A 26,161-nucleotide genomic window follows, 5' to 3' on the forward strand; every position below is an offset into this window, starting at 1 on the left:
GGGGGATCACACCTTCTCTGTGCGGCGGTCGCGGATCCGGGCGGTTCTTCGTACGTGGGCGCGGAGCAGATCGTGGATGCGGTACGGGCCCGGCGGGCCGTCCTCCAGCAGTCCGGCGTCGGCGAGTTGTTCCCGTACGGCTTCGGTGACGGGTCCCTCGTCCTCGGGGCCCCGGTCGTCGAGCAGCGCCGGGGGGCCCTGGGCGAGGTGGGTGAACGCCTCGGACAGCCGGGGGTCGAGCCGGCCGAGCGCCCGGTCGAAGAGGCCGGTGACCGAGTGGTCCGGGGAGTCCGTCAGGGTGAGCCGGGCGAGCGGGTCGTCGCCCAGCCAGTCGGCGGCGTCGGCGAGCCGCAGGCCCGGCCGGGTCAGCAGCCGGGCGGTGAGGATGCGCAGGGCGGCCGGGAAGTGGCCGCACACGGCGGCGAGCCGGTGGGCGGCACGGGGTTCGGCCTCCACCCGTTCGGCGCCCAGGGCGGTCAGCAGCAGGGCGTACGACTCGGCCTCGGTGAAGGTCGACAGGCGCTGCACCCAGCCGCCATGGGTCGCGATGAGTCCGCCGAGGCCCATCCGGCTGGTGACCACGACGGCGGGGCCCGGTCCGGCCCCGGCTTCCCCTTTCGGGGTGAGCAGGGGGCGCACCTGGTCGGCGTCGACCACATCGTCGAGGATGAGCAGCGCGCGCCCGTCGCCCGACGCCCCGAGCGCTGCCGCCACGTCGGCGGCCACCTCCTCGGCCGGGCGGGGTTCGCCGTCCGCGCGGGTCATCCGGACGAGTAGCTGCCCGGCGGGAAAGGCGTCCCGCACCAGCCGGGCGACGTGCTGGGCGAGCGCCGACTTGCCGATGCCCGGGGCCCCGGAGACCAGGACGGCGAGGGGCCGGTGGTCCTCGGGGCCGGGGGGCGGGGATGCGGTGAGGCGGGCGGCCAGGGCGGCGGCCTCGGCGGCGCGCCCGGTGAAGTGCGGCACGGCGGGGACAGGCCCGACGCGGGAAGCGGCGACCGGGGCGAAGGTCCCGGCGGCGGTGACGGCTGCCGCGACCGGCGTGGCGCCCTGGGCCGTGACGAGCGGTGCGCCTGGGGCCGTGGCGGACGCGGCGCCGTGGGCCGTGGCGGACGCCGCGTCCGGGGCTGTGATCGGCCGCGCGGCCGGGAGGGGAACGGTCTCGCCCCGGATGACACGGGCGGCCGCCGGGCCGGCCGGACCGAGGTCCTCACCGCGCAGGATGGAGAGTTCGAGCCGGCGCAGGGAGGGCGAGGGGTCCACGCCGAGCTCCTCCAGCAGGAAACCCTTGACCCTGCGGTATTCGGCGAGGGCCTGCGACTGGCGTCCGCTGCGGTAGAGGGCCTCGATGAGCTGTTCGTGGAAGCGTTCGTGCCCCGGGTGGACGCGCGTAGCGGTCCACAGGTCGACCAGCGCCTCACCGCAGCGCCCGAGCCCCAGCAGCAGGTCGCAGACCCGCTCGACCGCGCGCAGCCGTTCCTCCGCGAGCCGGGGCACCTCGTCGCGGTGCAGGACGACGGACCGTACGTTGGCGAGCAGCGAACCCTGCCAGAGCGAGAGGGCGTCCCTCAGCGCGCAGAGCTCCGCCTCGGGGTCCCGGTCCAGACCGGCGGCCCGGCGCACCCGGTCGCGGAAACCGAGGAGGTCCAGGGCGGGCGGGGCGGCGGTGATCCGGTAGCCGCCGGGTACCGCCTCGATGGAGGTGGTGACACCGTGCTTGGAGAACAGCCGGCGGAGCCGCAGCACACAGGTCTGGAGGGCCGCCCGGGCGGTGGCGGGCTGCTCCTCGCCCCATACCGCGCGCTGCAAGTACTCGGCGGAGACCGGGGAGTTGGCGTGCAGGAGCAGCGCGGCGAGCAGGTTCGCGGGTTTGGAGGGCTGCAGGACGACGGTGTCGGGACCGTCCGCCAGGGCGAGCGGCCCCAGGAGCTGGAACCGCATCCCGGAAGACGCCCCCAGGAGGCCTCCTGCCGCACCCGGTTCGCCGGCCGTGGTCGGCTCGTCGGCCGTGCCTGGTTCGCCGGCCGGGCGTGCCGGTCCCGCCGCGGCTGCTGGGCTCGACATGTCTAGTCCCAGCCGTTGACCAGCTTGCACATCTGGACGGGGGGCGATTCCGGGGGCAGTTGGCCGATGATCCCCGCCAGCTCCGTACAGATGATGCCGGCGATGTGGTCGGGGGCGTGCGGGAGGCCGGCCGGAGTGGTGGCCGATGCGGGGCCGGTCGAGAAGGTGAGGGCGGCGAGGGCGATACCGGTGACGAGGGCGGCGGCTCTGGCCGGGCGGCGCTGCTTCTGCGCAAGCGGAGACCTTGACACGTGTTCCCCTTCGACGGTGGCGTCGGAGCCGGGGATCGTCCCGGCACGGGAGACGATGCCAGCGCGGAACGCGCCACAAGAGGGGCCGCGATGTCAGCTTGCTGCACGGAGGTCCACCGCCCTGTGCAGCAAGCTGACACGGCCCACCGTGACCGACGGCCCGGGGTGGGGAACGGGGCGGGGAACAGGCTCGGCCCCGGGACGTTTGGAGGAACGTCCCGGGGCCTGCCGGTCATCCTACGGTGACGCCCTCGGGCTCACCTCCCGCCGGACGGGGGCGCGCTCACCCGTCCGTCGCGATGGCGTTCAGGACGTTCATCCGACCCGCCCGGAAGGCCGGGACGAGGGCGGCGAACAGTCCGACGAGGGCGGAGCAGGCGAAGACCGTGAGGATCGTCGGCCACGGGATCTCCAGGACCTCCAGGCCCTCCAGCGCCAGCAGCTTCTGGGCCGCGGTGCCCCAGCCCATCCCGAGTCCGAGTCCGAGCAGTGCTCCGAAGAGGGCGATGACCACGGACTCCAGCCGGATCATGCGGCGCAGCTGGCGGCGGGAGAGCCCGATGGCGCGCATCAGGCCGATCTCCCGGGTCCGTTCGACGACGGACAGGGCGAGGGTGTTCACCACACCGAGGACCGCGACGATGATCGCCAGGGCGAGCAGGCCGTACACGATGTTCAGCAGCTGTCCGATCTGGTCCTTCAGCTGCTCCTTGAAGTCGGCCTGGTTCTGGACCTTGTAGACCGGGTACTCGGCGATGGCGCTCTTCAGGGCCGCGTACGCCTCCTTCTCCTTGCCCTCCTCGGCCTTGGCGAACATGACCACGTTCTGCGGCATCCGGTCGGCCGGGACGTAGGACGCCGCCGTCGTGAGGTTGGTGTACATCGCGCCGCGGTCGATGTTGGTGTCGTCGGAGGTGATGGCCGCGACCTGGAGCTTCGCGGTCTCGCCCGCCTGGAAGGCGACGGTGATCGTGTCGCCGACCTTGATCCCGTGCCGCTCGGCGTAACCGTCGCCCACCGACATGGCGTCCTTGCCGTACGCCTTCGCGAGGTCACCGGAGACGACCGTCCGGCGGACGTCCTGCTGGTACGTCGGGTCGGCGGCGGTGAGCCCCTCGTCCTCCGTCCTGCCGTCCGGGGCGGTGATCTTCGCCTTGACGAAGGTGTAGTCGGTCATGTGCTCCAGGCCGGGGACGGCGCGCACGGCGTCGGCGGCCTGGGGCACGATCGGGCGGCCGGTGCTGCCGTCCTGGACGATGAAGTCCGCGCCGACCGACCTGTCGAGCTCCTCGGTGGCCGAGGCGACCATGGAGGACCCGACGACGGACAGGCAGGCCACCAGGGCGAGCCCGATCATCAGAGCCGCGCCGGTCGCTCCCGTACGCCGGGGGTTGCGCAGGGCGTTGCGCTCGGCCAGCCGGCCGACCGGGCCGAAGAGCCGCAGGACGACGACGCTCAGCCCGCGCACCACGACGCCGGCCAGGAGCGGGCCGATCACGATGAAGCCGATGAGGGTCAGCAGCACGCCGAGGGCGAGGAACATGGAGCCCTCGGTGGCCTTGTCCGCCTGGGTCGTCGCCCACAGGGCCGCGCCGCCCGCCGCCGTCAGGAAGAGGCCGATACCGGCCCTGATCCAGCCGGCGCGACCGTCGGCAGGGGTCCCGGCGTCGCGCAGAGCGGCCATCGGGGAGACCTTGCCGGCCCGGCGGGCGGGGATGTACGCGGCGAGGACGGTGACGACGATGCCGAGCACGAGGCCGATGGCGGGGGTCGTCCAGGCGACGGTGAGGTCCTCGGTGGAGAGCGTCATGCCGACGGCGCTCATCATCTTCATCAGCCCGACGGCGAGGCCGACGCCGGCCGCGACGCCGAGCAGGGAGCCGACGATGCCGAGGAGGACGGCCTCCAGGAGCACGGACCGGTTGACCTGCTTGCGGCTGGAGCCGATGGCCCGCATCAGGCCGATCTCGCGGGTGCGCTGGGCGACCAGCATCGAGAAGGTGTTGACGATGAGGAAGATGCCGACGAGGAAGGCGATGCCGGCGAAGCCGAGCATGGCGTACTTCATGACGTCCAGGAAGGCGCCCATGTCGTCCTTGTTGGCGTCGGCGGCCTCCTGCTGGGTCTGGAGCTTGTAGGCGGTGGAGCCGTCGAGGGCGGCGGCCACGTTCTTCTTGAGCTGGGTGTCGCTGACGCCGCTCTCGGCCGTCACCAGGATCTGGGTGAAGACGTCGGGGGCGCCCAGCAGGTGCTTCTGTGCGGTGGCGGTGTCGAGGTAGACGACGGCCGCGCCCGGGTTGGTGACGGTGAAGGACGCGATGCCGCTGATCTTCGCCTTGAGGTCGCCGGTGGCGGCGATGGTGCGCAGCTCGTCGCCGATCGTGAGCTTGTGCTTCTTCGCGGTGTCGGCGTCGACCATCACCTCGGTGGGACCGCGGGGTGCGTGCCCGGAGGTGATCTCCATCGAACGCAGGTCGTTCTTGGTCCAGTTGCCCGCGATGGTGGGGGCACCGGTGTCGGAGCCCATGTTCTTGTTGTCGCTGTTGACGACGGTGACCGCCATGGAGAAGGCGGAACCCTCGGCCCGCTCCACCCCGTCGGCCTTCTCGACCTGCTGGACCACGGAGGCGGGCAGCGAGACGGGCTTGCCGTTGCCGGGCTGCTCGCCTTCGTCGTCCGAGCTCTTCGGGCTGACGGTGACGTCGGGCGAGGAGATGGCGAAGAGCTTGTCGAACGTGGTGTTCATCGTGTCGGTGAAGACGAGCGTGCCGCAGACGAACGCCACGGACAGCAGCACCGCCACGGCGGAGAGGGCCATCCGGCCCTTGTGCGCGAGGAAGTTGCGCACCGAGGTCTTCCAGACGGTCATGACGTCCGCCCGCGTGCGTCGAAGTGCTTCATCCGGTCGAGGACCTGGTCCGCGGTCGGGTTCTGCATCTCGTCGACGATGGAGCCGTCGGCGAGATACAGCACCCGGTCCGCGTAGGAGGCGGCGACGGGGTCGTGGGTGACCATGACGATGGTCTGGCCCAGCTCGTCGACCGACCTGCGGAGGAAGGAGAGGACTTCGGCCCCGGCGCGGGAGTCCAGGTTTCCGGTGGGCTCGTCACCGAAGATGATCTCCGGCCGGGCGGCGAGCGCCCGGGCGACGGCGACGCGCTGCTGCTGACCGCCGGAGAGCTGGGTGGGGCGGTGCTTGAGACGCTCGGCGAGCCCGACCGTCTCCACGACCTGCTGGAGCCAGACGGCGTCGGGCTTGCGGCCCGCGATGTCCATCGGCAGCGTGATGTTCTCGATCGCGTTGAGCGTCGGGAGCAGGTTGAACGCCTGGAAGATGAACCCGATCCGGTCGCGCCGGAGCTGGGTGAGCTTCTTGTCCTTGAGCTTGGTGATCTCGGTCTCGTCGAGGAAGATCTCGCCCGCCGTCACCGTGTCGAGCCCGGCCAGGCAGTGCATCAGGGTGGACTTGCCGGAGCCGGACGGGCCCATGATCGCCGTGAACTGCCCGCGGGCGATGTCCACATCGACATGGTCGAGCGCGACGACCCGGGTCTCTCCGGTGCCGTACGCCTTCACGACCTGTCGCGCCCGTGCCGCGACGGCCGTACGCCCTCCAGTGCCCCCGTGCCTGGGAATGGTCACAGCCGTTGTCACGGTTTTTCTCCTATGTCGGTCGATGACTGGACGTCGCCGAGTACGTTCCGAGTCTGCGTTCCGGACCGGGCCCCGCGCGATGGTGCTCAGCGCAGTCTTCAGGTGGGGTTTTCCCCACCCGCCCCCCTGCGGTGAGCCGTAGCGGCGACGTAAGAAGAGGTTAAGGAGAGGCCCCCCGCCACCACGTCCTCCGCCGGGAGGAACGGGCCCTGGCCACTATGAGGGGGCGCCCCCTAGGGGAACTCGTTCCTCGGGCGGAGACGGGTCGGGGGCTCCCCCTCGGCGCCCCTGGATGAGACAGTGCCCCGGGGAGATACGTGCATAGGGAAGGAATCCGGTGAGCGGCACGGACGGCAAGAGCGGCGGGGACACGGGCGACACGGACGCGGACCGGAACGGGGCCGGCTCGGGCGGTTCAGGCCGGAACGGAGGCGGCTCGGGCGGTTCAGGCCGGAACGGCGGCGGCTCGGGCGGCACGCCCCGGAACGGAGGCAGCGGCGACGCCACGGAAGCGCCGACCGCCCTTGCCACGCCCCGGGGCCGTCGCCCCGTCGTGGCGGCGCTCATGCTCGGCATGGCGCTGGCCGCCATCGACGGCACCATCGTCTCCACCGCCGTCCCCCAGATCGTCGGCGACCTCGGCGGGCTCACCGTCTTCTCCTGGCTCTTCTCCGGCTATCTGCTGGCCGTCACCGTCACGCTCCCCCTGTACGGGAAGCTCTCCGACACCTTCGGCCGCAAGCCGGTCCTGATCGCCGGGATCATCCTGTTCCTGATCGGCTCCATCCTCTGTGCGGCCGCGTGGAACATGGCCGCGCTCATCGCCTTCCGCATCGTCCAGGGGCTGGGCGGCGGTGCGCTCCAGGGCACGGTGCAGACCATCGCCGCCGACCTCTACCCGCTCAAGGAACGCCCGCGCATCCAGGCGAAGTTGTCCACGGTGTGGGCCACCTCCGCGGTCGCCGGTCCGGTGGTCGGCGGGCTGCTCGCCGGGTACGCCGACTGGCGGTGGATCTTTCTGATCAACCTTCCGGTCGGGGCTGTCGCCCTCTGGCTGGTCGTCCGCCATCTGCACGAGCCCTCCCGCCCCCGGCCCGCCGGCCGGCCCCGCGTCGACTGGGCGGGCGCGCTCGCCGTCTTCGCGACCGGCAGCCTGCTGCTCACGGCGCTCGTGCAGGGCGGGGTGGCCTGGCCCTGGCTCTCGGCGCCCTCGCTCGGCCTGTTGGGGGCGAGCGCGGTGCTGGCCGTGCTCTCCGTCGCCGTCGAACGGCGGGCGGCGGAGCCGATCATCCCGGGCTGGGTGTGGCGGCGGCGCACCATCGCCTCGGTCAACCTGGCGCTCGGCGCAATGGGGCTGCTGATGGTCGCGCCGACCGTGTTCCTGCCCACGTACGCCCAGTCGGTGCTGGGTCTCGGTCCGATAGCGGCCGGGTTCGTGCTGTCGGTGATGACGCTGAGCTGGCCGGTGTCGGCGGCCCTCTCCGACCGGGTCTACAACCGCATCGGCTTCCGGCGGACCGCGATGATCGGCATGAGCGCGGCGCTGCTGATCCTGCTGGCCTTCCCCCTCCTCCCCTACCCCGGCGAGCCCTGGCATCCGGCCCTCCTCATGCTGCTGCTCGGCGCGGCCCTCGGCCTGTTCCAACTGCCGCTGATCGTGGGCGTGCAGTCGACGGTCGGCTGGGCGGAGCGCGGTACGACGACCGCGTCGGTCCTCTTCTGCCGCCAGGTGGGCCAGAGCATCGGCGCGGCGCTCTTCGGGGCCGTCGCCAACGGTGTCCTCGCCGCCCGCCTCCTCGACGCCCCCGTGGGCGGCCTCCCCGGCGACCTGGACACGGTGGCCCGCACGCTGGAGAACCCGGGCGCGTTCTCCGCGGCGGCGACGGACCACGTGCGCCGGGCGGTCGACGCGGCGGTGGACTACGTCTACGTCGGGGCGGCCGGAGCCGCGGCCCTGGCCCTGCTCGCCCTGATCACCCTCGCCCCGCGCCGCTTCCCGGTCATCACGGAGCCGACGGACGCGCCCGGGACCGCCGGGGCACCGGGCCGGCAGGACGCCGCTTCGTAGGGGCGGCGAGCACCCCGCTTGATAGGCAAGTCGCTACTTGCCTATGGTGGAGCCATGGCGGATGATGTCTTCAAGGCCCTGGCCGACCCCACCCGGCGGCGCATCCTCGACGAGCTGACCGACCGCAACGGCCAGACGCTGTTCGAGATATGCGGCCGGCTGGTGACCAGACACGGCCTCGGACTGTCCCGGCAGGCGGTCAGCCAGCATCTGGCCGTCCTGGAGGCGGCGGGCCTGGTCGCCACCCGCCGCGAGGGCCGCTACAAGTTCCACGACCTGAACACCCGACCCCTTGAGCACATCGTCACTCGATGGCTCGGACCGCAGACACCGCGGACACCGGAGAGCACCCCATGAGGATCAACCTGACCAGCGTCTTCGTCGACGACCAGGAGAAGGCCCTGCGCTTCTACACGGACGTCCTCGGTTTCGCGAAGAAGCACGACGTCCCGCTCGGCGGCGAGGACCGCTGGCTGACGGTGGTCTCACCGGAGGACCCCGACGGCACCGAACTCCTCCTGGAGCCGAACAAGCACCCCGCCGTGAAGCCGTACACGACGGCCCTGGTCGAGGACGGCATCCCGGCCACCGCCTTCGCCGTGGACGACGTACGGGCGGAGTTCGCCCGGCTCAGCAAGCTCGGCGTCCGCTTCACCCAGGAGCCGGCGGAGATGGGCCCCGTCACCACCGCCGTACTGGACGACACCTGCGGCAACCTGATCCAGATCATGCACAGCTCCTGATCCCGACACCGCACCCGCAAGCGCCCCGCCCACCACATCCGACGCCACCGCCCGCGAGCGGTCGGCAGGACGGGAAATCGACTCGGAGCTGGAGCATGAGCTCCGAGCACGTCTCCGCTTACTGGTGTCACTGAGCATTTACCGGCGCTATTCCGGACGCACCGGCGCCGAAACGCCGACCGATATGATCCGGTGAAACTTTCCAGGTTGGCCGAAAAGAATTCCTCGGCCCCCGAGGTGCCACCCCTTCACGGCGTACACCGAAGTCGAGCGGCGGGCGTCGCGCATATGCCCCGACCATTCCCGCGGGGCTCATTACAGCCCGGCGCCCGTCAGCGGTGCGCCGCCTCGCGAATACCACAACAGTCGAGTCACGCTGGCCACTTCCCGACAAAATCACTCTGCCTACGGACTATGCCGCTCACCGGATCAACCGCCGCACAAGCATGTCTACGATGTGGTCAACCCCTGACAGGAAAGGCTGCTTCCGCTTTTCTCCGATTCGCCAGGTGATCTGCACCTTCTCGGAGCGGCCGCACACCTTCCGCTCGGTAGAACTGAGGGACCGCATCCATGCCAGAATCCGTACCAGCCAATCAGCGGCGGAGGCCGATGAAAGCGCCCGGGGCGGCGACGGCGCCGCTTGTGGCCGTGCTGTCCGTATTCGCCGTCGCCGGAGCCGTGGCCGTGGTCCTGGCCCCGTCCGCGACGCGCGGCTGGGCGGTGGCGGTGGTGCTCACCGCCTGGGTGGTCCTGGCCGTCACGCTCACCGTCGCGCAGACGGTCACCCGCCGGACACAGCGCGCGGCCTCGGCCCGGACCGCGGAGGCCGAACGGCTCAAGACCTCGCTGACCGCACTCGAAGCGGACACCGCGCACACCGCCGACGTGGCCCTCCCCGCGCTGCTCCGCCTGGTACGCGGCGGAGTACCGGCCGACGACGCCCTCGGCCGCGTACCGCTGCCGCGCGGTCCGCGGCAGCGCAAGCTGCTGCACGTCCTCGCGGCCACGGTCGAAGAGCAGGAGCAGCAGACCGCCGCACTGCGCACCGAGAGCACGCGGATCCACGACGAGCTGGGCAGGGAGAACGCCCGGCTCCGCGAGGAGCTGCACGCCCTGACCTCGGAGGTGGAACGCTTCACCCGCGAGACCTTGCCGAGTGTGGCCGCCCGGTTGCGTGAGGGCGAGTCCGGCGCCGCGGTGCAGGCCGAGGTCTATCTCCCGGAACAGCCGCTGCTGCGCGCGTCCGTCGAAGCGGTGCTCCGGGAGCTCGCGCTCAGCGAACGCCGCGCCCTCGCCGCGCAGACCGCGTCCGCCAAGGCGCTCAGCCGCGTCCAGGCGAAGTCCGTCAGCATGCTCGCCGATCTGCGCAGCATGCAGGAACGTCACGGCGAAGAGGTGTTCGGCGATCTGCTGAAGCTGGACCACAGCACCTCGCAGCTCGGCCTGATGACGGACCGGCTGGCCCTGCTGATGGGCGGCCGGCCCAGCCGCGCCTGGAACAGGCCGATCGTCATGGAGAGCATCCTGCGGGGCGCGGTCGGCCGGATCGCCGCCTATCAGCGGGTACGGCTGCACTGCTCGTCGAACGTCGCCATCTCCGGCTTCGCCGCCGAAGGCGTCATGCACCTGCTCGCCGAACTGATGGACAACGCCGCCAACTTCTCGCCGCCCATCGACGAGGTGCACGTCTACGTCGAGGAGCGCGGCACCGGCGTCGTCGTCACCATCGAGGACAGCGGCCTGAAGATGGCCGACGCGGCGATGCGGCGGGCCGCGGACTCCGTCGCCGGACGGATGACCGACCTCGCGGCCCTCCAGGGCACGCGCCTCGGCCTCGCCGTGGTGGGACGGCTCGCGCTCAAGCACCGGATCAGCGTCAACTACCGGCCGTCCTCGCGCGGTGGAACCGGCGTCGTCGTCCTGCTGCCGAGGCATCTGATCGCGCAGGAGTCCCGCGAGAACCACCCGGCCCCGAGCCTCCGGGAAGCCACGGCCTCGGCCGCAGGCACAGGCGCCGCCGCAGCCACGGCCACCGCCGGGGCCGGACCGTCCGCGCCGACGCCCGCCCCCACGGCTACGCCCGCGCCCCCGGCCGTTCCCGTAACGGAACCCGTGGCACCGCCTGCCGCACCCGCGACGCCCTCTCTGCCGGACGCTGTCCCACCCGCCGCGCCGATGCGGCCACCGGCGCCCCCGGCCACCGACCCCCTCGTCGTCCGTCCGCGTCCTCCCGGGCAGCCCGCCTCCACCCCGGGCGGCCTGCCCGTCCGCACGCCCGGCCGCACCATGGGCGAGGCGGAGCGCGAGCGCGGCCGTCACCGCGGCGCGCCCGCTCCCACCTCCGCGGCGAACCCGCGGGGCGACACACCACGGGCCACCCCGCCCCGCACCGCGGGCCAGCAGTTCGGCGCCTTCCATCGCGGTCGGCGGCCCCAGGGCAACGCGGCGGCAGCGGAGCAGCCGGACGCCGGGACCGTACCGCCGCCGGACGCCACGCCGTAGCCAGGAACGCATCCACAGGGTGTCCGGGGCCACCGGACGCGCTCGCTCGAACATCGATTGGAGGTACGGGCCGTCGGCCGGATCCCGGCGCCACGGTCCCGTCACTCATCATGCAGACAACGGACAACAGCCTCACCTGGCTCCTGCAGAGGCTGCTGGAGCAGACCCCCGGCACGCGGCACGCCCTGGCCCTGTCCCGCGACGGGCTCAAGCTCTGCTGGAGCGAGCACCTCACCCTCGACCAGGCCGACCAACTGGCAGCCATCTGCTCGGGCATGCAGGCGCTGGCGCAGGGCGCCTCCATCGAGTTCGGCGACGGTTCCGGAGGAGTACGCCACTCGATGACCGAGTTCCACGGCGGCCTGCTCTTCATCGTCGAGGCCGGTGAGGGCGCCCATCTGGCCGTCGTCGCCACGGAGGAGGCCGACCCCAGCATCGTGGGCAACCAGATGACGCAGATGGTCGAGCAGATCGGCGAGCACCTGCGCGCCGCGCCACGCGGCACCGTACCGGGGAGTACGCCGCCCGGAGGCGCCTCGTGACCCGACGCCCCGTCGACACCGGTGCCCCCGACCGGCTCTACACGGTCACCGGCGGACGCAGCCGCGCCGCGGACTCCTTCGACCTGGTGACCCTGGTGGTCAGCGAGTCCCGGCCGGCCCCCGGCATGCAGTCCGAGCACGCGCGGATCCTGGAACTGTGCAGCCACCCGACCGCCGTCGTCGAGATCGCCGCCGAACTCGCCCTCCCGGTCACCGTGGTACGCATCCTGCTCGACGACCTCCACGTCATGGGCCGGATCACCGCCCGCCACCCCCGCGGGACCGCCTCACCGACCGAACTCCCCGACTCCGAACTGCTGAAGGAGGTGCTCCATGGTCTCCGGAAGCTGTGAGCTGCCGGCCCAGCGCACCCCGCTGTCCGACGCGGCCGAGACCGGCCTGAAGATAGTCGTCGTCGGAGGATTCGGCGTCGGCAAGACCACGCTCGTCCGCTCGGTGAGCGAGATCCGGCCGCTGAACACCGAAGAGGTCATGACCCAGGCCGGCGTCGGCGTCGACGAGACCAGCGGCGTCGACGCCAAGACGACCACCACGGTCGCCTTCGACTTCGGCCGCATCAGCCTCAACGAGCGCATCGTGCTGTACCTGTTCGGCGCCCCGGGACAGGAACGCTTCTGGTTCCTGTGGGACCGGCTGTTCTCCGGCACGCTCGGCGCGGTCGTCCTCGTGGACACCCGCCGGATGGACGACTCCTGGTACGCGATCGACCGGCTGGAACACCACGGCACCCCGTTCGTGGTGGCGGTCAACCGCTTCGACGACGACGTCGCCCACCCCCTCGAAGAGATCCGTCAGGCCCTGGCCCTGCCCGAGCACATCCCGATGATCGACTGCGACGCCCGGGTCAGGACGTCCAGCAAGAACGTCCTGATCACGCTCGTCGACCATCTGCGCACGATGGCCATCGCCCGGGAGACGACACCATGAGCACTTCCAGCCCCTCCTTCGACCCGCCCTTCGATCCGGGACCCGCCGCCCCTTCCGGCTGCCCGGCCGCCCCCGGTGCCGTACGTCTGTCCGGCGCCTCCTACCAGCAGACGCCCACGGAGCTCTACCGCACGCTGCGGCGGGAGCACGGCGCGGTGGCGCCGGTCCTGCTCGACGGTGACGTACCGGCCTGGCTGGTCCTCGGCTATGCCGAACTCTCCTACGTCACCACGCACGACGAGCTGTTCGCGCGGGACTCACGCCGCTGGAACCAGTGGGACAGCATTCCTCCGGACTGGCCCCTGCTGCCGTTCGTCGGCTATCAGCCGTCGGTGCTCTTCACGGAGGGCGACGAGCACCGCCGCAGGGCCGGCGTCATCACCGAAGCCCTGGAGGGCGTCGACCAGTTCGAGCTGGCCCGCGACTGCCGGCACATCGCCGAGCGGCTCATCGCGGACTTCGCCGGAAGCGGCCGGACCGAGCTGATGAGCAGTTACGTCCATGCCCTGCCGATGCGGGCCGTGGTCCAGATGTGCGGGATGCCCGTGTCCGGCTCGGACACCCAGCAGTTGGTGGACGACCTGCGGATCTCGCTCGACGCCGCCGAGGGGGACGACCCGGTCGCGGCCTACGGGCGCGTCGGCGACCGGCTGCGCCAACTGGTCGAGGACAAGCGGGCGGCACCCGGACCCGACGTCGCCTCACGCATGGTGACGCACGGCGCGGGGCTCACCGACGAGGAGATCGTCCAGGACCTGATCTCGGTGATCGCCGCCGCCCAGCAGCCCACCGCCAACTGGATCTGCAACACGCTGCGGCTGCTGCTGACGGACGAACGCTTCGCGGTGAACGTCTCCGGCGGCAGGCTCAGCGTCGGCGAGGCGCTCAACGAGGTGCTCTGGCTGGACACCCCGACGCAGAACTTCATCGGCCGCTGGGCCGTACGGGACACCCAGCTCGGCGGCCGGCACATCCGGGCGGGCGACTGCGTGGTCCTGGGGATCGCCGCCGCCAACACCGACCCGGAGATCTGGCCGGAGGCGTACGTCGGGGCCGAGAACTCCGCGCACCTGTCGTTCAGCGGCGGCGAGCACCGCTGCCCCTATCCCGCACCGCTGCTGGCCGACGTGATGGCCCGTACGGCGGTGGAAACGCTGCTGGAACAGCTGCCGGACCTGATGCTGGCGGTCGAACCGGCGGAGCTGACGTGGCGGCCCTCGATCTGGATGCGCGGACTGTCGGCGCTGCCGGTCCAGTTCAGTCCGATGGCGCAGTAGCGAGGGCCGGGACGAGCGGCCGGGGGGGGGGACGGTCCCCGGGCCGGTATCCCGGGCCGGAGCCCGTGGTTCCGGCCCCGGGTACGCCCCGGCCGCTCGGGGGCGACGCCGCTCCGTCAGCCCGGCACCGGTGTGAAAAGCACCGGCAGGCTCTTCGGCCCCCGGGTGAAGACACCGTGCTCGACCGGATCGAAGCCGTCGGCCAGCCGCAGATCGGGCATGGCGTCCAGCAACTGGCCCACGCCGATCTCCACTTCCGACCTGGCCAGCAGAGCACCCACGCAGAAGTGCCGGCCGAGCGCGAAGGCGAGATGGTCGGCCGCCGCCGAGAACGCGTTCGTGGCGGTCAGGTCCTCACGGAAGATGTCGAAGACATCGGGGTCGCGGTAGCGGTCCTCGTCACGGTTGGCGGAGCCGATCAGACAGGTCACCGTGGAGCCCGCCGGCACCGTGCCGCCGCTCAGCTCCACGTCCGTCGCCGAGTGGCGCATGATCATGTGCACCGGCGGGGTGTAGCGCAGCGTCTCGGCGAAGGCGCGGGCTATCAGGCTGCGGTCGGCGCGGACCGCAGCCAACTGCTCCGGCCGGGTCAGCAGGTTGGCGAAGATACCGGCGATGGCCTTGTCGGTGGTCTCCCCGCCCGCCGCCAGCAGCAGACTGCAGAACGCCTTGACGTCCTCGTCGCTCATCCGGACACCGTCGACCTCCGCGGTGCACAGCGTCGACAGCAGATCGTCGCCGGGCGCTTCCCGCCGTTCGCGGATGATCGGCAGCATGTACTCGGCGAACTCGACGCGCGTACGTTCACCGGCCCGCGCCACGTCCTGGTCGCCGGAGAGATTACCGAGAAAGGCGATGACGGCCGTATACCAACCGTGAAAACGCTCATAGTCGGACTTGTCCAGACCGAGCATGTCCGCAATGACGTTCACGGGAAATCGGGTGGCGTAGTCGGCGACCAGATCGACGGAACCGGAGCCACGGAACCGGTCGATCAATTCACGCGAATTGCGCTCGATGACGGGTAAGAACTTGTCCCGCAGGTCGGCGCCCCGGAAGGCGGGCGCGACAAGGGCCCGGCGTACGGCGTGCTCGCGCCCGCTGAGCTGGAGAATCGTCCGCCCGTGCACGGGCTCGATCTGCCAGTCGTAGTTCTCGGTGGTGAACTCACCGGCTCTGTCCTTGAAGACGCGCTCCACGTCCTCGTAGCGCGAGACGATGTAACTGCGGGTGGGCTCGTGCCACAGGAGCGGCGCGTCATGCCGCATCCGGCGATACGCCGCATACGGGTCTCTCTCGAACTCCGGCGACAGAATGTCCGGTACTCGGACGGTCATGACCACTCCCTTGCAAGCAGAACGGGGAACTGCGAGGTGCATGACTTATTCAGCTTGTACCGGCGGATATATGCAAGAGCCACGGGTCGCGAACTCCCCTGTCCGCGCCCGCCATCGGCCCGGGCGGCCCGGCCGGGGACGGCGCCCCCGGGGCCGCTTCACCGCCCGGCCGTCGGGCGCCCCGACGCCCCGGCGATCAGGCGTCCTCGTCCGCCGACGTCACCCGCCCCGTCAGCGCCGCCAGCGAGCTGCGTACGTGCGCCATGTGCGCCTGGACCTCCTCGCGGCCCTCCTCGTGCTCCCGCAGGATCCGCTCCGTCTCCCGGACCACCCGCTCCTCCCGGACCCGGGCCTCGGCCAGCAGCTCCGCCGCCCGCGCCTCCGCGTCCTCCTGCCCGTGCCGGGCCGCCTCCTGCGTGGCGGCGAGGTGCCGGCCCGCCTCCGTGAGCAGCGCCTGGGCCCGCTCGGTCAGCTCCGCGTGACGGGCCTCCAACGCGGCCTCCTCGGCGGCCAGTTCGGCCTCGGTCGCCTTGAGGCGCTCCGCGTGCTCCTGCTCCTGGTGGGCCAGCACACTCGCCGTACGGTCACGGGTCGCCGCCAACGCCGACGCGGCGGCCGCCCGCACCTCGTCGGCGTCCTGCCGGGCCGCAGCCAGCAGCCCTTCCGCCTCCCGGACCGCCTCGGCCACCCGCTCCTCCGCCGCCCGGTCCGCCGCCGCACGCACCGCCTCGGCCGCTTCGCGCGCCGCGTCCCCGGCGGCCCGGCCCGCCGCCTCCGCCTCGTCCCGCAGCGCCTGGGCCGCCGCCACGGCCTCGGCCTCCAGCGCCTGAGCCTCACTCTCGGCCAGGGCCAGGATCCGCTGCGCCCGCTCCCCCAGCTCCGCGTAGTCCTGCACGGGCAGCGTCGCGACGGTCTCCGCCAGCCGGGCAGCCTCGGCGTGAAGCTCCTCGACCCGCCCGGTCAGCCGCGCGATCTCGGCGAGCGCCCCGTCCCGCTCGGCCGTCAGGGCGGCCACCGCGCGGTCCACCTGCTCCGGGCGGTAACCCTTCCCCCGTACACCGACGACGTCGAACGCGGACACCGGTCCAGCACTCATCCCTGAAACCTCTCTCCGACCCACCGCGATACGTCAAGGATGCGGCAATTGGTGCCGGAAGTCGGAATCGATCAGCCGTATTCCGGCCGGAAGCGACCGGCATCACAGATCCGGGCGAACCAGCACACAGCGAGGCGTCCGGCCCCTTCCCGGGTCCGGGCGCGCCGGTCGGACCGTGCGGCCGGACCGTCGGATCGAGCCATCAGATCGGGTCAGATCAGATCAAGCCGTCCCACATCTGCTCCAGCAGCACCGACCACCAGCTCTCCGGCGACGCCAGCGCCGCCGGGTCCAGCGCCACCAGCTGTGCCTGGAAGTCGACGGTCCAACGCCCCGCCTGCTCCGGGTTCAGCCCGTACCGCAGCCGCCACATCCGGCCCAGCAACGCCATCGACCGCACGAACTCGGGCAGCCCCGTGTTCACGAACTGCGGCGGCACCGGCTGCCCGCCGGGTCCCGCCTCCACCGGCACGGCCACGATGTTCGCCGTGCCGTACTGCACGCAGATCGCCCGGCCGAAGTCCGTACCCATCACCAGGTACGACCCCGCGTCCGGCGCGGGCTGCACCTGGCGCTGCGCGGCCAGCTCGGCCAGCGTCGGCACCACCGGCTGCCCCGGCTGCGCCCAGAAGAACGGCCCGAAATCGGCGGGCAGCCCCGCCCACACCAGGGTGCGCGCGACGACCTCCGGCACCCCCTGACGGGAGACCGCCCGCTGGTCGAACCGGAGAATGCCCTGCGGACCGAACGCCTGCGCCAGCTCCTCGGCCACCGCCTCGGGCGGCAGCGCGGGCGCGGGCGGCATCTGCGGCAGCGGCGCCCGGACCGGCGCGGGCCGGGCCGGGCCGTCCGCCACCTGGTGCAGCTCGCCCTGGTGCGTCAGCAGATGCTGCATGCCCTGCTGGCGGCTGGCGTGATCCGTACCGTACGGAGCGACACTGGTGATCCGCACCTGCGGCCAGGTCTCCCGGATCATCCGCGCGCAGTACCCGCCCGGCAGCTCACAGGACTCCAGCTCCGTGTGCAGCTCGATGACCTGCTGCGGCGGCACGTTCATCGCCCGCAGCTCGTGCAGCATCTGCCACTCGGGGTGCGGGGTGCCCGGCGCCGAGCGGCGGATCAGCTGCTGTTCGCTGCCGTCCGGAGCGCGGAACCGCAGCACGGCCTGGTAGCCGGGGCCCACGGTCGGCCGGCCGGTGGGCTGCTGGGGATAGCCGTACGCCGCAGGCGGCGGGGTGTGCCCACCGGGCGGCGGACCGGGCGGACCGGGAGGACCCGGCGGCTGCGGTACGGGACCGGGGCCACCCAGGGAACCGCCCGGGGCCCCGGGCGGACCGGGCGGGCCGGGCGGACCGACCTGGCCCGGAGCCGCGAACATCGTCTCCGCGTGGTGCACCCCGCCACCCGGAGGCGGCGTGGAACCCGGCGGTGGACCGGGAGGCCCGGGAGGCTGCGGAGCACCCGGAGCACCGGGCGGGCCCGGCGGCCTGGGCGCACGCGGGACGCCCGCGCCGATGCTGCTCCCGTCGGCGAGCATCGTCGCGGCGTGGTGCACCCCGCCACCCGGAGGCGGCGTGGAACCGGGGGCCGCGGGCGGGCCGGGCGGAGCGGGCGGCGGGGTGGAACCCTGCGGCGGGCCCGGCGGGCCGGGCGGGGTGGCCCCGGGGGGGCCGAGCTGGGAGACCAGCTGCGTCGGGACGTACCCGCCCGCGGGGGCCCCGGGCGCGCCCGGACCCGAAGGCGGCGGCGTCGCGCCGGGAGGCATGCCGGGGATCCCCGGGGCGCCGGGCGGCGGCGGGGTCGACGGACCGCCCCCACGCGCCCCGCGCGGCGGCACCACGGCCTTGCTGGTGGCCGCGTCGGCGATGTCACCGCCCCCGTCCGGTGCGCCCTGCCCCGGCCGGAGCGCCGGGGCCACCTGCGTACGCGGCAGCTGGCTGCCACCCGACATCAGCGCGGTGGGCGCCTCCGCCGGAACGACCGGCGGCGGTGCCTCCTCGTCGTCCGTCCCCGACAGCGGCGGTGCGAACACCGTCGCGGGCAGCGGGACCGCCGCGTCGTCGGAGTCGGAGTTGGTGTCCGTACCGGCCCACGGGGTCGCCCCGGCGGGCACACCGTCGGAAGCCGTGGGCTCGTGGGCCGCGCCACCGTCGGCGGCGGGCCACGACGCGGCGGAGCCCCCGGCGGAAGGAGCGGAGGGCGGCGTCGCGTCCGCGGCGACGGGACCGGGAACGGGGGTCTGACCGGACGCCGATACGGACGGAGACGGGAACGGGGTCGACGGCGACGGCGACGGGACCGAAGGCGCGGACGGGGCCGGCGGCGACGCGGACTGCGACGACGGGGCCGGCTCAGCCTCCTCCGCGTCCCGGCGCTCCGCGCGGTGATCCGGAATCCCCAGCTTGTCCGCCGCCTCCTGGAGCCACTCCGGCGGCGTCAGCAGGAACGACGTCTGGTTCAGGTCCACCCGCTGCGGCGGCTCCGGAGCAACGTCCGGCGCACCCGCCGGAGTCCCGTACTCCTCCTCGTACCGCCGGATCACCTCACCCACCGGCAGCCCCGGCCACAGCGTCGCCTCACCGCTGTCCCGGGCGATCACCAGCCGCTGACGGCCCCCGTCCGAGACGGGGCCCTCCGGCCGGTCCTCGGCCCACACCACGAAACCGAGGTCGAACTCACGGACGCGCACCTCTCGGTGCTGATACGCGGGCACGTCACCGTTGACCCACTCGTCCGCCCGCTCCTGCGCCTGCGCGAAAGTCACCACCGCGCTCACCCCTCCACCGGGACGGCGCGCGCGAAGCCGCCGTCCACCATCAGGTTGGCCACGGTCTCCAGCTCCGGCGGATTGCCCGCGAGCCGCTCCAGGAAGGCGTCGAAGTCCGTGCCGCAGGGCAGCAGCAGCCGCTCCACACGCTCCTGGACGCTCCAGCCGTCCTGGTCCCGGGCATCGTCGTACGGGCAGAACCACACCGAACCGACATCCCGGCCGCGCACCTTCACGGCGAGAATCCCGCCCTGGACGAACGCGACGCCCAAGTAGTCCTTGGTGAAGTGGTCCCGCAGACACTTGTTGACGTACACCAGGTCGTTCATCGCGGCCTCGTCACGCACCGTGAAGAACGGCTGGTCCACCAGCAGCCCCAGTTCCGCGTCCAGCGCCGCACCCACGGGGGCCGAACCGCCCGCCGCCTTGAGGAACGAGCGGTACGCGCCGGGCAGCCGGTAGCCGAGGTCCTCCTCGACTCCCTGCACCTGCTGCTCGGTCACCGCGCCCGCGCCCTTCGGCAGCCGGAAGTGCGCCGGCCGGGTCTCCTGCAACGGGCGGGTGCCACGCCGGTTCTGGTCCACGTCCGTCCCCGCGAGGCCGCCGTGATGGCGCAGCAGCGCCTTCACCTCGACCGGCACCAGCTCCATCCGCCGACCCCCGGGCACGTGGTGCCACGTCCAGCCGTGCGGGGTCGCCACCGCGGGAATCGTGTCCCACAGGTCATGTCCGCTCGCCGCCATCGCCGCGTTCGCCGACACGTAATCGGTCAGGCGCAGCTCGTCGATGCCGAAGCCCGGAGGCGGGTCGGCGATCTCTGCCGCGGCGCGGGCGTACGGCGAGAGAACCGGGTGGCCGCCCCCGTCCATCCGCACCCCTCGGGGGTGCCGGGACGCCCGGACCGGATCCGGGAAATTCACGACCTGCCCGGCATAGGCGGCGTTCGGTGGCGCGGCTTGCTGCCCGAGCCGACCTGTCGTCATGGCTGATGCCCCCTGCTGCGTCCGGTGTTCCGCACAGCCTAAGCGGTGGGGCAACAGGGGGTCCCGCCCCGCCGTTTCCGTCACGAACGGTCACAGGCGCGTGACGGTGAGGCGGCAGTCTCGCACCTTCGGGCGACACGCAGACACGTTTCCCCGACCCAGCTTCCCCACCACCCGGCACATTTGGCAGGCTGTCCCCGCAACTCGGGGGATTGCAGGGAGGGACGTCAGCACGATGCATTCCACACAAACCGCCACATCAGGGGATCCGCGCCTCATCTGGAGCAGCACCGAAGCCGGCCGTACGCCCCGATTGATCCACCGCCGCGACGGGATCCTCCCGGCCGTGGCCGCCGCGCTGTCCGTCCGCGGCGAGACGCTGACCTGCACCGCGGGCAAGGGGGACCAGCCGCCGGTACTGCACCCGCTCGTCCAGGACTTCCTCGACACCCTCACCAGCGGCCAGCGCGAGCGCTTCACCGGCCGCTGCCCCGAAGCGATACTGCTCTCCCGTCAGCTCACCGCCGCCGAGGCCGGGCGCTCCAAACGGGCCCAGCGAAAACCCCTGACCAACGGAGAGGCGCGGCGCGCACTCAAGCACGCGCGGATCACCGCACGGCGGATCCGCGAGGACGGCGACCCGCTGCACGGCAGCTACGCGCCGCCCTGCCGGTCCTGTTCCGCCCTCCTGTCCCACTTCGGCGTACGCCCCGTCGACCTGACCTCCACCGGCGCCGCGACCACCGCCGAGAAGGGCTGACCGCCCACCGATGCACGACCGCCAGCAGCACACCTCCACCACCCGCTTCTCCGTCGCCGTCGACGCCGCCCTGCGCGACGCGGGCTGGCAGCCCGGGCGCTGGGACATCCGCCAGGCGGAGGAATGGGCCGACGCCCTGCGCTCCCACGCCTCCCCGGCCGGCCACCGGCACGCCGTGTTCCCGGCGGCGGTCGAGGCGTGGGCGGAGTTCGGCGGCCTCCGCATCACCGCGTCCGCGCCGGGCCGGCACATCGCGCCCACGGCGGTACGCATCGACCCGCTGAGCGGCCTGCATCTGGCCCGCACGCTCGGGGACCTCGGCCGGGCCCTGGAGACCGAGGTCAGTCCGCTGGGGGCGGAGGGCGAGGAGCAGGCGGTGCTGGCGATCGACATGGAGGGGCGGGTGTACAGCATCGACCACACCGGCGACTGGTTCCTGGGCCAGGACATCGACGAGGCCCTGGCCACGCTGGTAACAGGCACCCAGCCGCCGCGCCTGACGTCGGCCTGACCACGCAACCCGGCCCGTCCGCCGCCGGAGGACGGTCCCCACCACACCCAGCCCGTCCGGCGTTCGAGGACGGTCCCCACCACACCCAGCCCGTCCGGCGTTTGAGGACGGAACCGTCGCCCGGGACGAACCCGGCACCCTCACGCCCCGGACACGAAGGGGCCGCCGCTCCCCGACGCCAGGGTTCCGTCCTCAATCGCCGGACGGGCTTGAACGGCCGGCCCCCACGCGCCCAACAGGCAGGAATGGCCGCCCCCCACGCGCCGAACAGGCAGGAACGGGCCACTCTCACGCGCCGAGCGGGCAGGAAGGGGCCGCCCCCTCACGCGCCATGCAGGGTGGGCGGCGAAGGGTCAGGGCTTGCTCAGGGCCACCGGGAGTACCGCGGAGACGCGGAAGCCCCCCGCGTCCGTGGGGCCGGAGACGAACACGCCCCCCAGCGCCAGCACCCGCTCCCGCATCCCCACCAACCCGTTCCCGCCGCTCGGCAACCCCGCATCCGCCGCGGCCGCGTCCGACGGGCCGTTCTCCACCTGCATCGCGACCTCGGCCTCCCGATGCGCGAGCCGCACCCACGTCTTCGCGCCCGCCGCATGCTTGTGCACGTTCGTGAGCGCCTCCTGCACCACCCGGTACGCCGTCTGCTCCACCTCCGGCGGATACGGGCGCAGCTCTCCGTGGACCGTCAGCTCCACCACCATCCCCGCCTGCCGCGACTGCGCCACCAGCGCCTCCAGCTCGTGCAGCCGGGGCCCGTCCTCCGTCGCGGCGGCCGCGGCGGCCGCCGCGGCCGCCTGCCGTACCGACGCCAGCGGAACCCCGCCCGCCGCGGCCGGCGCGGTCAGCGCCTCCCCCGTCCGCAGCACCCCGAGCATCTCGCGCAGCTCCGTCAGCGCCTGCCGGCCCATGTCCCCGACCAGCGCCGCGTTGCGCACGGCCTTCGCCGGATCCTTCGGGGCGACGGCCTGGAGGGCGGCGGCGTGCACCACCATCAGGCTCACCCGGTGGGCGACCACGTCGTGCATCTCCCGGGCGATCCGGGTCCGCTCCTCCGTACGCGCCCACTCGGCCCGCTCCTCGGCCCGGTCCGCGAGCAGCGACAACTCCCGCTCCAGCGAATCGGCCCGCTCCCGCAGGCTCTCCATCAGTCGGCGCCTGGCCCCTATGTAGAGGCCGAGGAGCACGGAGGGGGCCGTGAGCCCGACGGCCATGAAGACGGATATCAGGGGGACGTACCAGTCCCCCGGCCCGAAGTCCGCCTGCTCGGCCACGGTCTGCCGCAGCCGTACGTACGTGACGATGAACGTGCCCACCAGCGCCATCCCCGCCAGCACGACGGTGATGCGGCGCGGCACCTCGGACGCGGCCAGCGTGTACAGGCCGACCAGGGCCATCAGGAAACCCATCTCCGCGGGCGTCATCGCGATCGTCAGCAGCACCACGACGATCGGCCACCGCCGGCGCACCAGCAGGACCGAACCCGCGAGAAGCCCGAACACCACGCCCACCGGCACCGGGATCCCGGTGTTCCGGGCGAACTCCACCCCCTCCAGGCCACACTCCAGCGCCGACACCAGCGCCAGTCCCACGTCCAGGGCGACACTCCGTCGCCGCTCCCACCACCAGTAGCCGCGGGTGGTCGATCCCGCCGCCTCCCGGTCTGCCCCCGTTGCGGTCATGGCATCCAGCCTAAGGGCGGGCGCATCTCAATTTCGGGTGACCGGCAACAGCGCGTTCCGCGTCCGATTCGAGCAGGAGCGCCGGACTCCGTCTCCCTTCTGTCGTCGCGTAGCAGGCGCTTGGTACGGCATAGTGTTGGGTGCCGATCCGGTGAACCGATCCAATGTCCGGTTCAATCGGAATTGATCCCCCATGGTGTAATCAGGCAGCACTGCGGTTTTTGGTACCGTCTGTTCAGGTTCGAATCCTGATGGGGGAGCTTCGACTCGCGGGCCCCGACCACACCGGTCGGGGCCCGCCCCCGTTTCCCGTGGAAACACCCCCGGTATCCTGCGGATGACCACCACCCGAAGCCGAAGGGCCCATCCGTGAGCGCAACCAGCCCGGCAGCCGTCGTCGTCCTCGCAGCGGGTGAGGGCACCCGTATGAAGTCGAAGACTCCCAAGGTTCTGCACGAGATCTCCGGGCGCTCGCTCGTCGGACACGTCGTCGCCGCCGCCCGCGAGCTGGACCCCCAGCACCTCGTCGTGGTCGTCGGCCACGCCAGTGAGCAGGTCACCGCGCATCTCAACGCCGGCGACGCCCCCGTGCGCACCGCCTTCCAGGCCGAGCAGAACGGCACCGGGCACGCCGTCCGCATGGGGCTCGAAGAGCTCGGCGGGGGCGTCGACGGGACCGTGATCGTCGTGTGCGGCGACACCCCGCTGCTCTCCGGCGGGACGCTCGGCGCGCTCGCCGCCACGCACGCCGCCGACGCCAACGCGGTGACCGTCCTGACCGCCGAGGTCCCGGACTCCACCGGCTACGGGCGCATCGTGCGCGACCCCGCTACCGGCGCGGTCACCGAGATCGTCGAGCACAAGGACGCCACCGACGAGCAGCGGGCGATCTCGGAGATCAACTCCGGGGTGTTCGCGTTCGACGGGCGGCTGCTGGGCGACGCGCTGGGCAAGGTGCGCACCGACAACAGCCAGGGCGAGGAGTACCTCACCGACGTGCTGTCCATCCTCCGCGAGGCCGGGCACCGCGTCGGGGCGTCCGTGGCGGGCGACCACCGCGAGATCCTCGGCATCAACAACCGGCTCCAGCTGGCCGAGGCCCGCCGGCTGCTGAACGAGCGGCTGCTGGAGCGGGCCATGCTCGCGGGCGTGACCGTGGTGGACCCGGCGTCCACGCTGATCGACGCGACCGTGACGTACGAGCGTGACGCGGTCGTGCACCCGGGGACGCAGTTGCTCGGTTCCACGCATCTCGCCGAGGACTCCGAGGTCGGACCCAACTCGCGGCTCAAGGACACCGTCGTGCGGGCCGGGGCCCGCGTCGACAACTCCGTGACGGACTCGGCCGAGATCGGGCCGGGGGCGACCGTGGGCCCGTACGCGTATCTGCGGCCGGGGACCCGGCTGGGGCTCAAGGCCAAGGCCGGTACGTACGTGGAGATGAAGAACGCCACGATCGGGGAAGGGACGAAGGTCCCCCACCTGAGTTACGTCGGTGACGCGACCATCGGCGACCACACCAACATCGGTGCGGCGAGCGTCTTCGTGAACTACGACGGGGTGGCCAAGCACCACACGACGATCGGCTCCCACTGCCGTACCGGTTCGGACAATATGTTTGTGGCACCGGTCACGGTCGGGGACGGGGTCTACACCGCCGCCGGGTCGGTCATCACGAAGGACGTGCCGTCCGGTTCGCTGGCCGTGGCGCGGGGCCAGCAGCGGAATATCGAGGGTTGGGTGGCCCGGAAGCGTCCGGGCAGCGCCGCCGCGCAGGCCGCTCAGGCGTCGTCGCAGGAGCCCGACGGGCAAAGCTGACCGGAAACAGGTGCGCTGGTGACGGCGTACCGTGATAGATGCTCACCCCATTTCGGCTGGCTCGTTGCACATCGGGACCTATGCGTGCAGCGCCAGATACACGTCTGAGGAGACTGTGCTGTGACCGGGATCAAGACGACCGGCGAGAAGAAACTGATGCTCTTCTCCGGCCGCGCCCACCCCGAGCTGGCCGAGGAGGTCGCCCATCAGCTGGGAGTCGGTCTCGTGCCGACCAAGGCGTTCGATTTCGCCAACGGTGAGATCTATGTGCGGTTCCAGGAGTCGGCACGTGGCGCGGACTGCTTCCTGATCCAGAGCCACACGGCTCCGATCAACAAGTGGATCATGGAGCAGCTGATCATGCTGGACGCGCTGAAGCGCGCGTCGGCCCGCTCCATCACGGTGATCGTGCCGTTCTACGGGTACGCCCGTCAGGACAAGAAGCACAAGGGCCGCGAGCCGATCTCGGCCCGTCTGGTGGCGGACCTGATGGCGACGGCGGGTGCGGACCGGATCCTCACCGTCGATCTGCACACGGACCAGATCCAGGGCTTCTTCGACGGCCCGGTGGACCACCTGTTCGCGCTGCCGATCCTGGCGGACTACGTGGGCGCGAAGGTCGACCGTTCCAAGCTGACGATCGTGTCCCCGGACGCGGGCCGCGTGCGGGTCGCCGACCGCTGGTGCGACCGGCTGGACGCGCCGCTGGCGATCGTGCACAAGCGCCGCGACAAGGACGTGCCGAACCAGGTCTCCGTCCACGAGGTCGTCGGCAACGTCGAGGGCCGGGTCTGTGTGCTGGTCGACGACATGATCGACACCGGTGGCACGATCTGCGCCGCCGCGGACGCCCTGTTCGCGCACGGCGCGGAGGACGTCATCGTGACGGCGACGCACGGCGTGCTGTCGGGCCCGGCGGCGGACCGCCTGAAGAACTCGAAGGTGAGCGAGTTCGTCTTCACGGACACGCTGCCGACCCCGGGCGAGCTGGAGCTGGACAAGATCACGGTGCTCTCGATCGCGCCGACGATCGCGCGCGCGGTGCGTGAGGTGTTCGAGGACGGTTCGGTGACGAGCCTCTTCGAGGAGCAGGGCTGACCGCCTGAGCGGTCCCTGTTGATCCACTTTGGGGTGCGGCCTCCCCGCCGGGTAGACTCA

General features: G+C 72.2%; 21 protein-coding genes and 1 tRNA gene. 13 read left to right on the top strand and 9 right to left on the bottom strand.

The genetic code is table 11. The annotated features are described in order from the left end of the window. Nucleotides 1-6 precede the first annotated feature (6 nt). The 4 genes from RNL97_RS12875 to RNL97_RS12890 form a co-directional block, all read right to left on the bottom strand. Nucleotides 7-1,941 (bottom strand): AfsR/SARP family transcriptional regulator, encoded by a 1,935-nt coding sequence (locus RNL97_RS12875; protein ID WP_030589117.1) that lies wholly within the window; start codon nt 1,939-1,941, stop codon nt 7-9. A gap of 125 nt (nt 1,942-2,066) precedes the next feature. Beyond that, a complete protein-coding gene (locus RNL97_RS12880; protein WP_030589114.1) occupies nt 2,067-2,315 on the bottom strand; it encodes a hypothetical protein in 249 nt (82 codons plus the stop codon). 283 nt (nt 2,316-2,598) lie between these two features. Continuing rightward, nucleotides 2,599-5,184 carry an ABC transporter permease gene (locus RNL97_RS12885; RefSeq protein WP_313750710.1) on the bottom strand — a complete coding sequence of 862 codons (2,586 nt, stop codon included), beginning with the start codon at nt 5,182-5,184 and terminating at the stop codon, nt 2,599-2,601. After that, entirely contained in the window at nt 5,181-5,969 is a 789-nt protein-coding gene (locus RNL97_RS12890; protein ID WP_030589108.1) for an ABC transporter ATP-binding protein, read from the bottom strand. The genes RNL97_RS12885 and RNL97_RS12890 overlap by 4 nt, the downstream gene beginning before the upstream one ends. Before the next feature lie 337 nt (nt 5,970-6,306). On the opposite strand from RNL97_RS12890, the gene RNL97_RS12895 reads away from it, so the two are divergent. The 8 genes from RNL97_RS12895 (at nt 6,307) to RNL97_RS12930 (ending at nt 14,052) form a co-directional block, all read left to right on the top strand. Next, nucleotides 6,307-8,037 carry an MFS transporter gene (locus RNL97_RS12895; RefSeq protein ID WP_463674042.1) on the top strand — a complete coding sequence of 577 codons (1,731 nt, stop codon included), beginning with the start codon at nt 6,307-6,309 and terminating at the stop codon, nt 8,035-8,037. Nucleotides 8,038-8,091: 54 nt separating this feature from the next. Beyond that, nucleotides 8,092-8,394: an ArsR/SmtB family transcription factor gene (locus RNL97_RS12900; RefSeq protein WP_030589102.1), complete on the top strand. Its 303-nt coding sequence runs from the start codon at nt 8,092-8,094 to the stop codon at nt 8,392-8,394. Beyond that, entirely contained in the window at nt 8,391-8,780 is a 390-nt protein-coding gene (locus RNL97_RS12905; protein WP_243314198.1) for a VOC family protein, read from the top strand. The genes RNL97_RS12900 and RNL97_RS12905 overlap by 4 nt, the downstream gene beginning before the upstream one ends. A gap of 612 nt (nt 8,781-9,392) precedes the next feature. Further along, on the top strand, nt 9,393-11,285 hold the full coding sequence (locus tag RNL97_RS12910) for an ATP-binding protein (RefSeq protein WP_313750711.1): 1,893 nt from the start codon (nt 9,393-9,395) through the stop codon (nt 11,283-11,285). Between the two features lie 110 nt (nt 11,286-11,395). Continuing rightward, on the top strand, nt 11,396-11,827 hold the full coding sequence (locus RNL97_RS12915; protein WP_243314200.1) for a roadblock/LC7 domain-containing protein: 432 nt from the start codon (nt 11,396-11,398) through the stop codon (nt 11,825-11,827). Beyond that, nucleotides 11,824-12,180: a DUF742 domain-containing protein gene (locus tag RNL97_RS12920; protein ID WP_030589090.1), complete on the top strand. Its 357-nt coding sequence runs from the start codon at nt 11,824-11,826 to the stop codon at nt 12,178-12,180. The genes RNL97_RS12915 and RNL97_RS12920 overlap by 4 nt, the downstream gene beginning before the upstream one ends. After that, the gene (locus RNL97_RS12925; protein ID WP_030589086.1) at nt 12,161-12,775 is read left to right on the top strand and encodes a GTP-binding protein; all 615 of its coding nucleotides are present in this window, start codon (nt 12,161-12,163) and stop codon (nt 12,773-12,775) included. The genes RNL97_RS12920 and RNL97_RS12925 overlap by 20 nt, the downstream gene beginning before the upstream one ends. Next, nucleotides 12,772-14,052 (top strand): cytochrome P450, encoded by a 1,281-nt coding sequence (locus tag RNL97_RS12930; RefSeq protein WP_313750712.1) that lies wholly within the window; start codon nt 12,772-12,774, stop codon nt 14,050-14,052. The genes RNL97_RS12925 and RNL97_RS12930 overlap by 4 nt, the downstream gene beginning before the upstream one ends. A gap of 116 nt (nt 14,053-14,168) precedes the next feature. Here the strand turns inward: RNL97_RS12930 and RNL97_RS12935 are convergent, their stop codons facing one another. From RNL97_RS12935 to RNL97_RS12950, 4 genes are all read right to left on the bottom strand, one after another. After that, nucleotides 14,169-15,320 carry a cytochrome P450 gene (locus RNL97_RS12935; RefSeq protein WP_243316312.1) on the bottom strand — a complete coding sequence of 384 codons (1,152 nt, stop codon included), beginning with the start codon at nt 15,318-15,320 and terminating at the stop codon, nt 14,169-14,171. 265 nt (nt 15,321-15,585) lie between these two features. Continuing rightward, entirely contained in the window at nt 15,586-16,485 is a 900-nt protein-coding gene (locus tag RNL97_RS12940; protein WP_030589080.1) for a coiled-coil domain-containing protein, read from the bottom strand. A 217-nt stretch (nt 16,486-16,702) separates the two neighbouring features. After that, a complete protein-coding gene (locus RNL97_RS12945; protein ID WP_030589078.1) occupies nt 16,703-19,261 on the bottom strand; it encodes an SUKH-4 family immunity protein in 2,559 nt (852 codons plus the stop codon). Continuing rightward, on the bottom strand, nt 19,258-20,235 hold the full coding sequence (locus RNL97_RS12950; protein WP_030589076.1) for an SMI1/KNR4 family protein: 978 nt from the start codon (nt 20,233-20,235) through the stop codon (nt 19,258-19,260). The genes RNL97_RS12945 and RNL97_RS12950 overlap by 4 nt, the downstream gene beginning before the upstream one ends. A gap of 235 nt (nt 20,236-20,470) precedes the next feature. On the opposite strand from RNL97_RS12950, the gene RNL97_RS12955 reads away from it, so the two are divergent. Continuing rightward, nucleotides 20,471-20,995, top strand: a complete 525-nt coding sequence (locus RNL97_RS12955; RefSeq protein ID WP_030589074.1) for a YwqJ-related putative deaminase — start codon at nt 20,471-20,473, stop codon at nt 20,993-20,995. Between the two features lie 10 nt (nt 20,996-21,005). Beyond that, nucleotides 21,006-21,506, top strand: coding sequence for an SUKH-3 domain-containing protein (locus tag RNL97_RS12960; protein ID WP_030589071.1), 501 nt, complete (start codon nt 21,006-21,008; stop codon nt 21,504-21,506). A gap of 353 nt (nt 21,507-21,859) precedes the next feature. Here the strand turns inward: RNL97_RS12960 and RNL97_RS12965 are convergent, their stop codons facing one another. Continuing rightward, nucleotides 21,860-23,185, bottom strand: coding sequence for a sensor histidine kinase (locus tag RNL97_RS12965; RefSeq protein WP_030589069.1), 1,326 nt, complete (start codon nt 23,183-23,185; stop codon nt 21,860-21,862). A gap of 187 nt (nt 23,186-23,372) precedes the next feature. On the opposite strand from RNL97_RS12965, the gene RNL97_RS12970 reads away from it, so the two are divergent. From RNL97_RS12970 to RNL97_RS12980, 3 genes are all read left to right on the top strand, one after another. Next, nucleotides 23,373-23,445, top strand: a tRNA-Gln gene (locus RNL97_RS12970). Nucleotides 23,446-23,554: 109 nt separating this feature from the next. Continuing rightward, on the top strand, nt 23,555-25,003 hold the full coding sequence (glmU, locus tag RNL97_RS12975) for a bifunctional UDP-N-acetylglucosamine diphosphorylase/glucosamine-1-phosphate N-acetyltransferase GlmU (RefSeq protein ID WP_030589066.1): 1,449 nt from the start codon (nt 23,555-23,557) through the stop codon (nt 25,001-25,003). Nucleotides 25,004-25,123: 120 nt separating this feature from the next. After that, on the top strand, nt 25,124-26,101 hold the full coding sequence (locus RNL97_RS12980) for a ribose-phosphate diphosphokinase (RefSeq protein ID WP_030589063.1): 978 nt from the start codon (nt 25,124-25,126) through the stop codon (nt 26,099-26,101). The last annotated feature ends 60 nt before the right edge of the window (nt 26,102-26,161 follow it).

The sequence above is a fragment of the Streptomyces parvus genome (assembly GCF_032121415.1).
GTDB classification, from domain to species: Bacteria; Actinomycetota; Actinomycetes; order Streptomycetales; family Streptomycetaceae; genus Streptomyces; species Streptomyces globisporus_A.

Coding starts and splice junctions, on each gene's coding strand:
- RNL97_RS12875 (WP_030589117.1), bottom strand. CDS start 1,941: ATGCGGTTCCAGCTCCTGGGGCCGCTCGCCCTGGCGGACGGTCCCGAC.
- RNL97_RS12885 (WP_313750710.1), bottom strand. CDS start 5,184: ATGACCGTCTGGAAGACCTCGGTGCGCAACTTCCTCGCGCACAAGGGC.
- RNL97_RS12900 (WP_030589102.1), top strand. CDS start 8,092: ATGGCGGATGATGTCTTCAAGGCCCTGGCCGACCCCACCCGGCGGCGC.
- RNL97_RS12905 (WP_243314198.1), top strand. CDS start 8,391: ATGAGGATCAACCTGACCAGCGTCTTCGTCGACGACCAGGAGAAGGCC.
- RNL97_RS12910 (WP_313750711.1), top strand. CDS start 9,393: ATGAAAGCGCCCGGGGCGGCGACGGCGCCGCTTGTGGCCGTGCTGTCC.
- RNL97_RS12915 (WP_243314200.1), top strand. CDS start 11,396: ATGCAGACAACGGACAACAGCCTCACCTGGCTCCTGCAGAGGCTGCTG.
- RNL97_RS12925 (WP_030589086.1), top strand. CDS start 12,161: ATGGTCTCCGGAAGCTGTGAGCTGCCGGCCCAGCGCACCCCGCTGTCC.
- RNL97_RS12930 (WP_313750712.1), top strand. CDS start 12,772: ATGAGCACTTCCAGCCCCTCCTTCGACCCGCCCTTCGATCCGGGACCC.
- RNL97_RS12935 (WP_243316312.1), bottom strand. CDS start 15,320: ATGCGGCATGACGCGCCGCTCCTGTGGCACGAGCCCACCCGCAGTTAC.
- RNL97_RS12940 (WP_030589080.1), bottom strand. CDS start 16,485: ATGAGTGCTGGACCGGTGTCCGCGTTCGACGTCGTCGGTGTACGGGGG.
- RNL97_RS12950 (WP_030589076.1), bottom strand. CDS start 20,235: ATGACGACAGGTCGGCTCGGGCAGCAAGCCGCGCCACCGAACGCCGCC.
- RNL97_RS12955 (WP_030589074.1), top strand. CDS start 20,471: ATGCATTCCACACAAACCGCCACATCAGGGGATCCGCGCCTCATCTGG.
- RNL97_RS12960 (WP_030589071.1), top strand. CDS start 21,006: ATGCACGACCGCCAGCAGCACACCTCCACCACCCGCTTCTCCGTCGCC.
- RNL97_RS12965 (WP_030589069.1), bottom strand. CDS start 23,185: ATGACCGCAACGGGGGCAGACCGGGAGGCGGCGGGATCGACCACCCGC.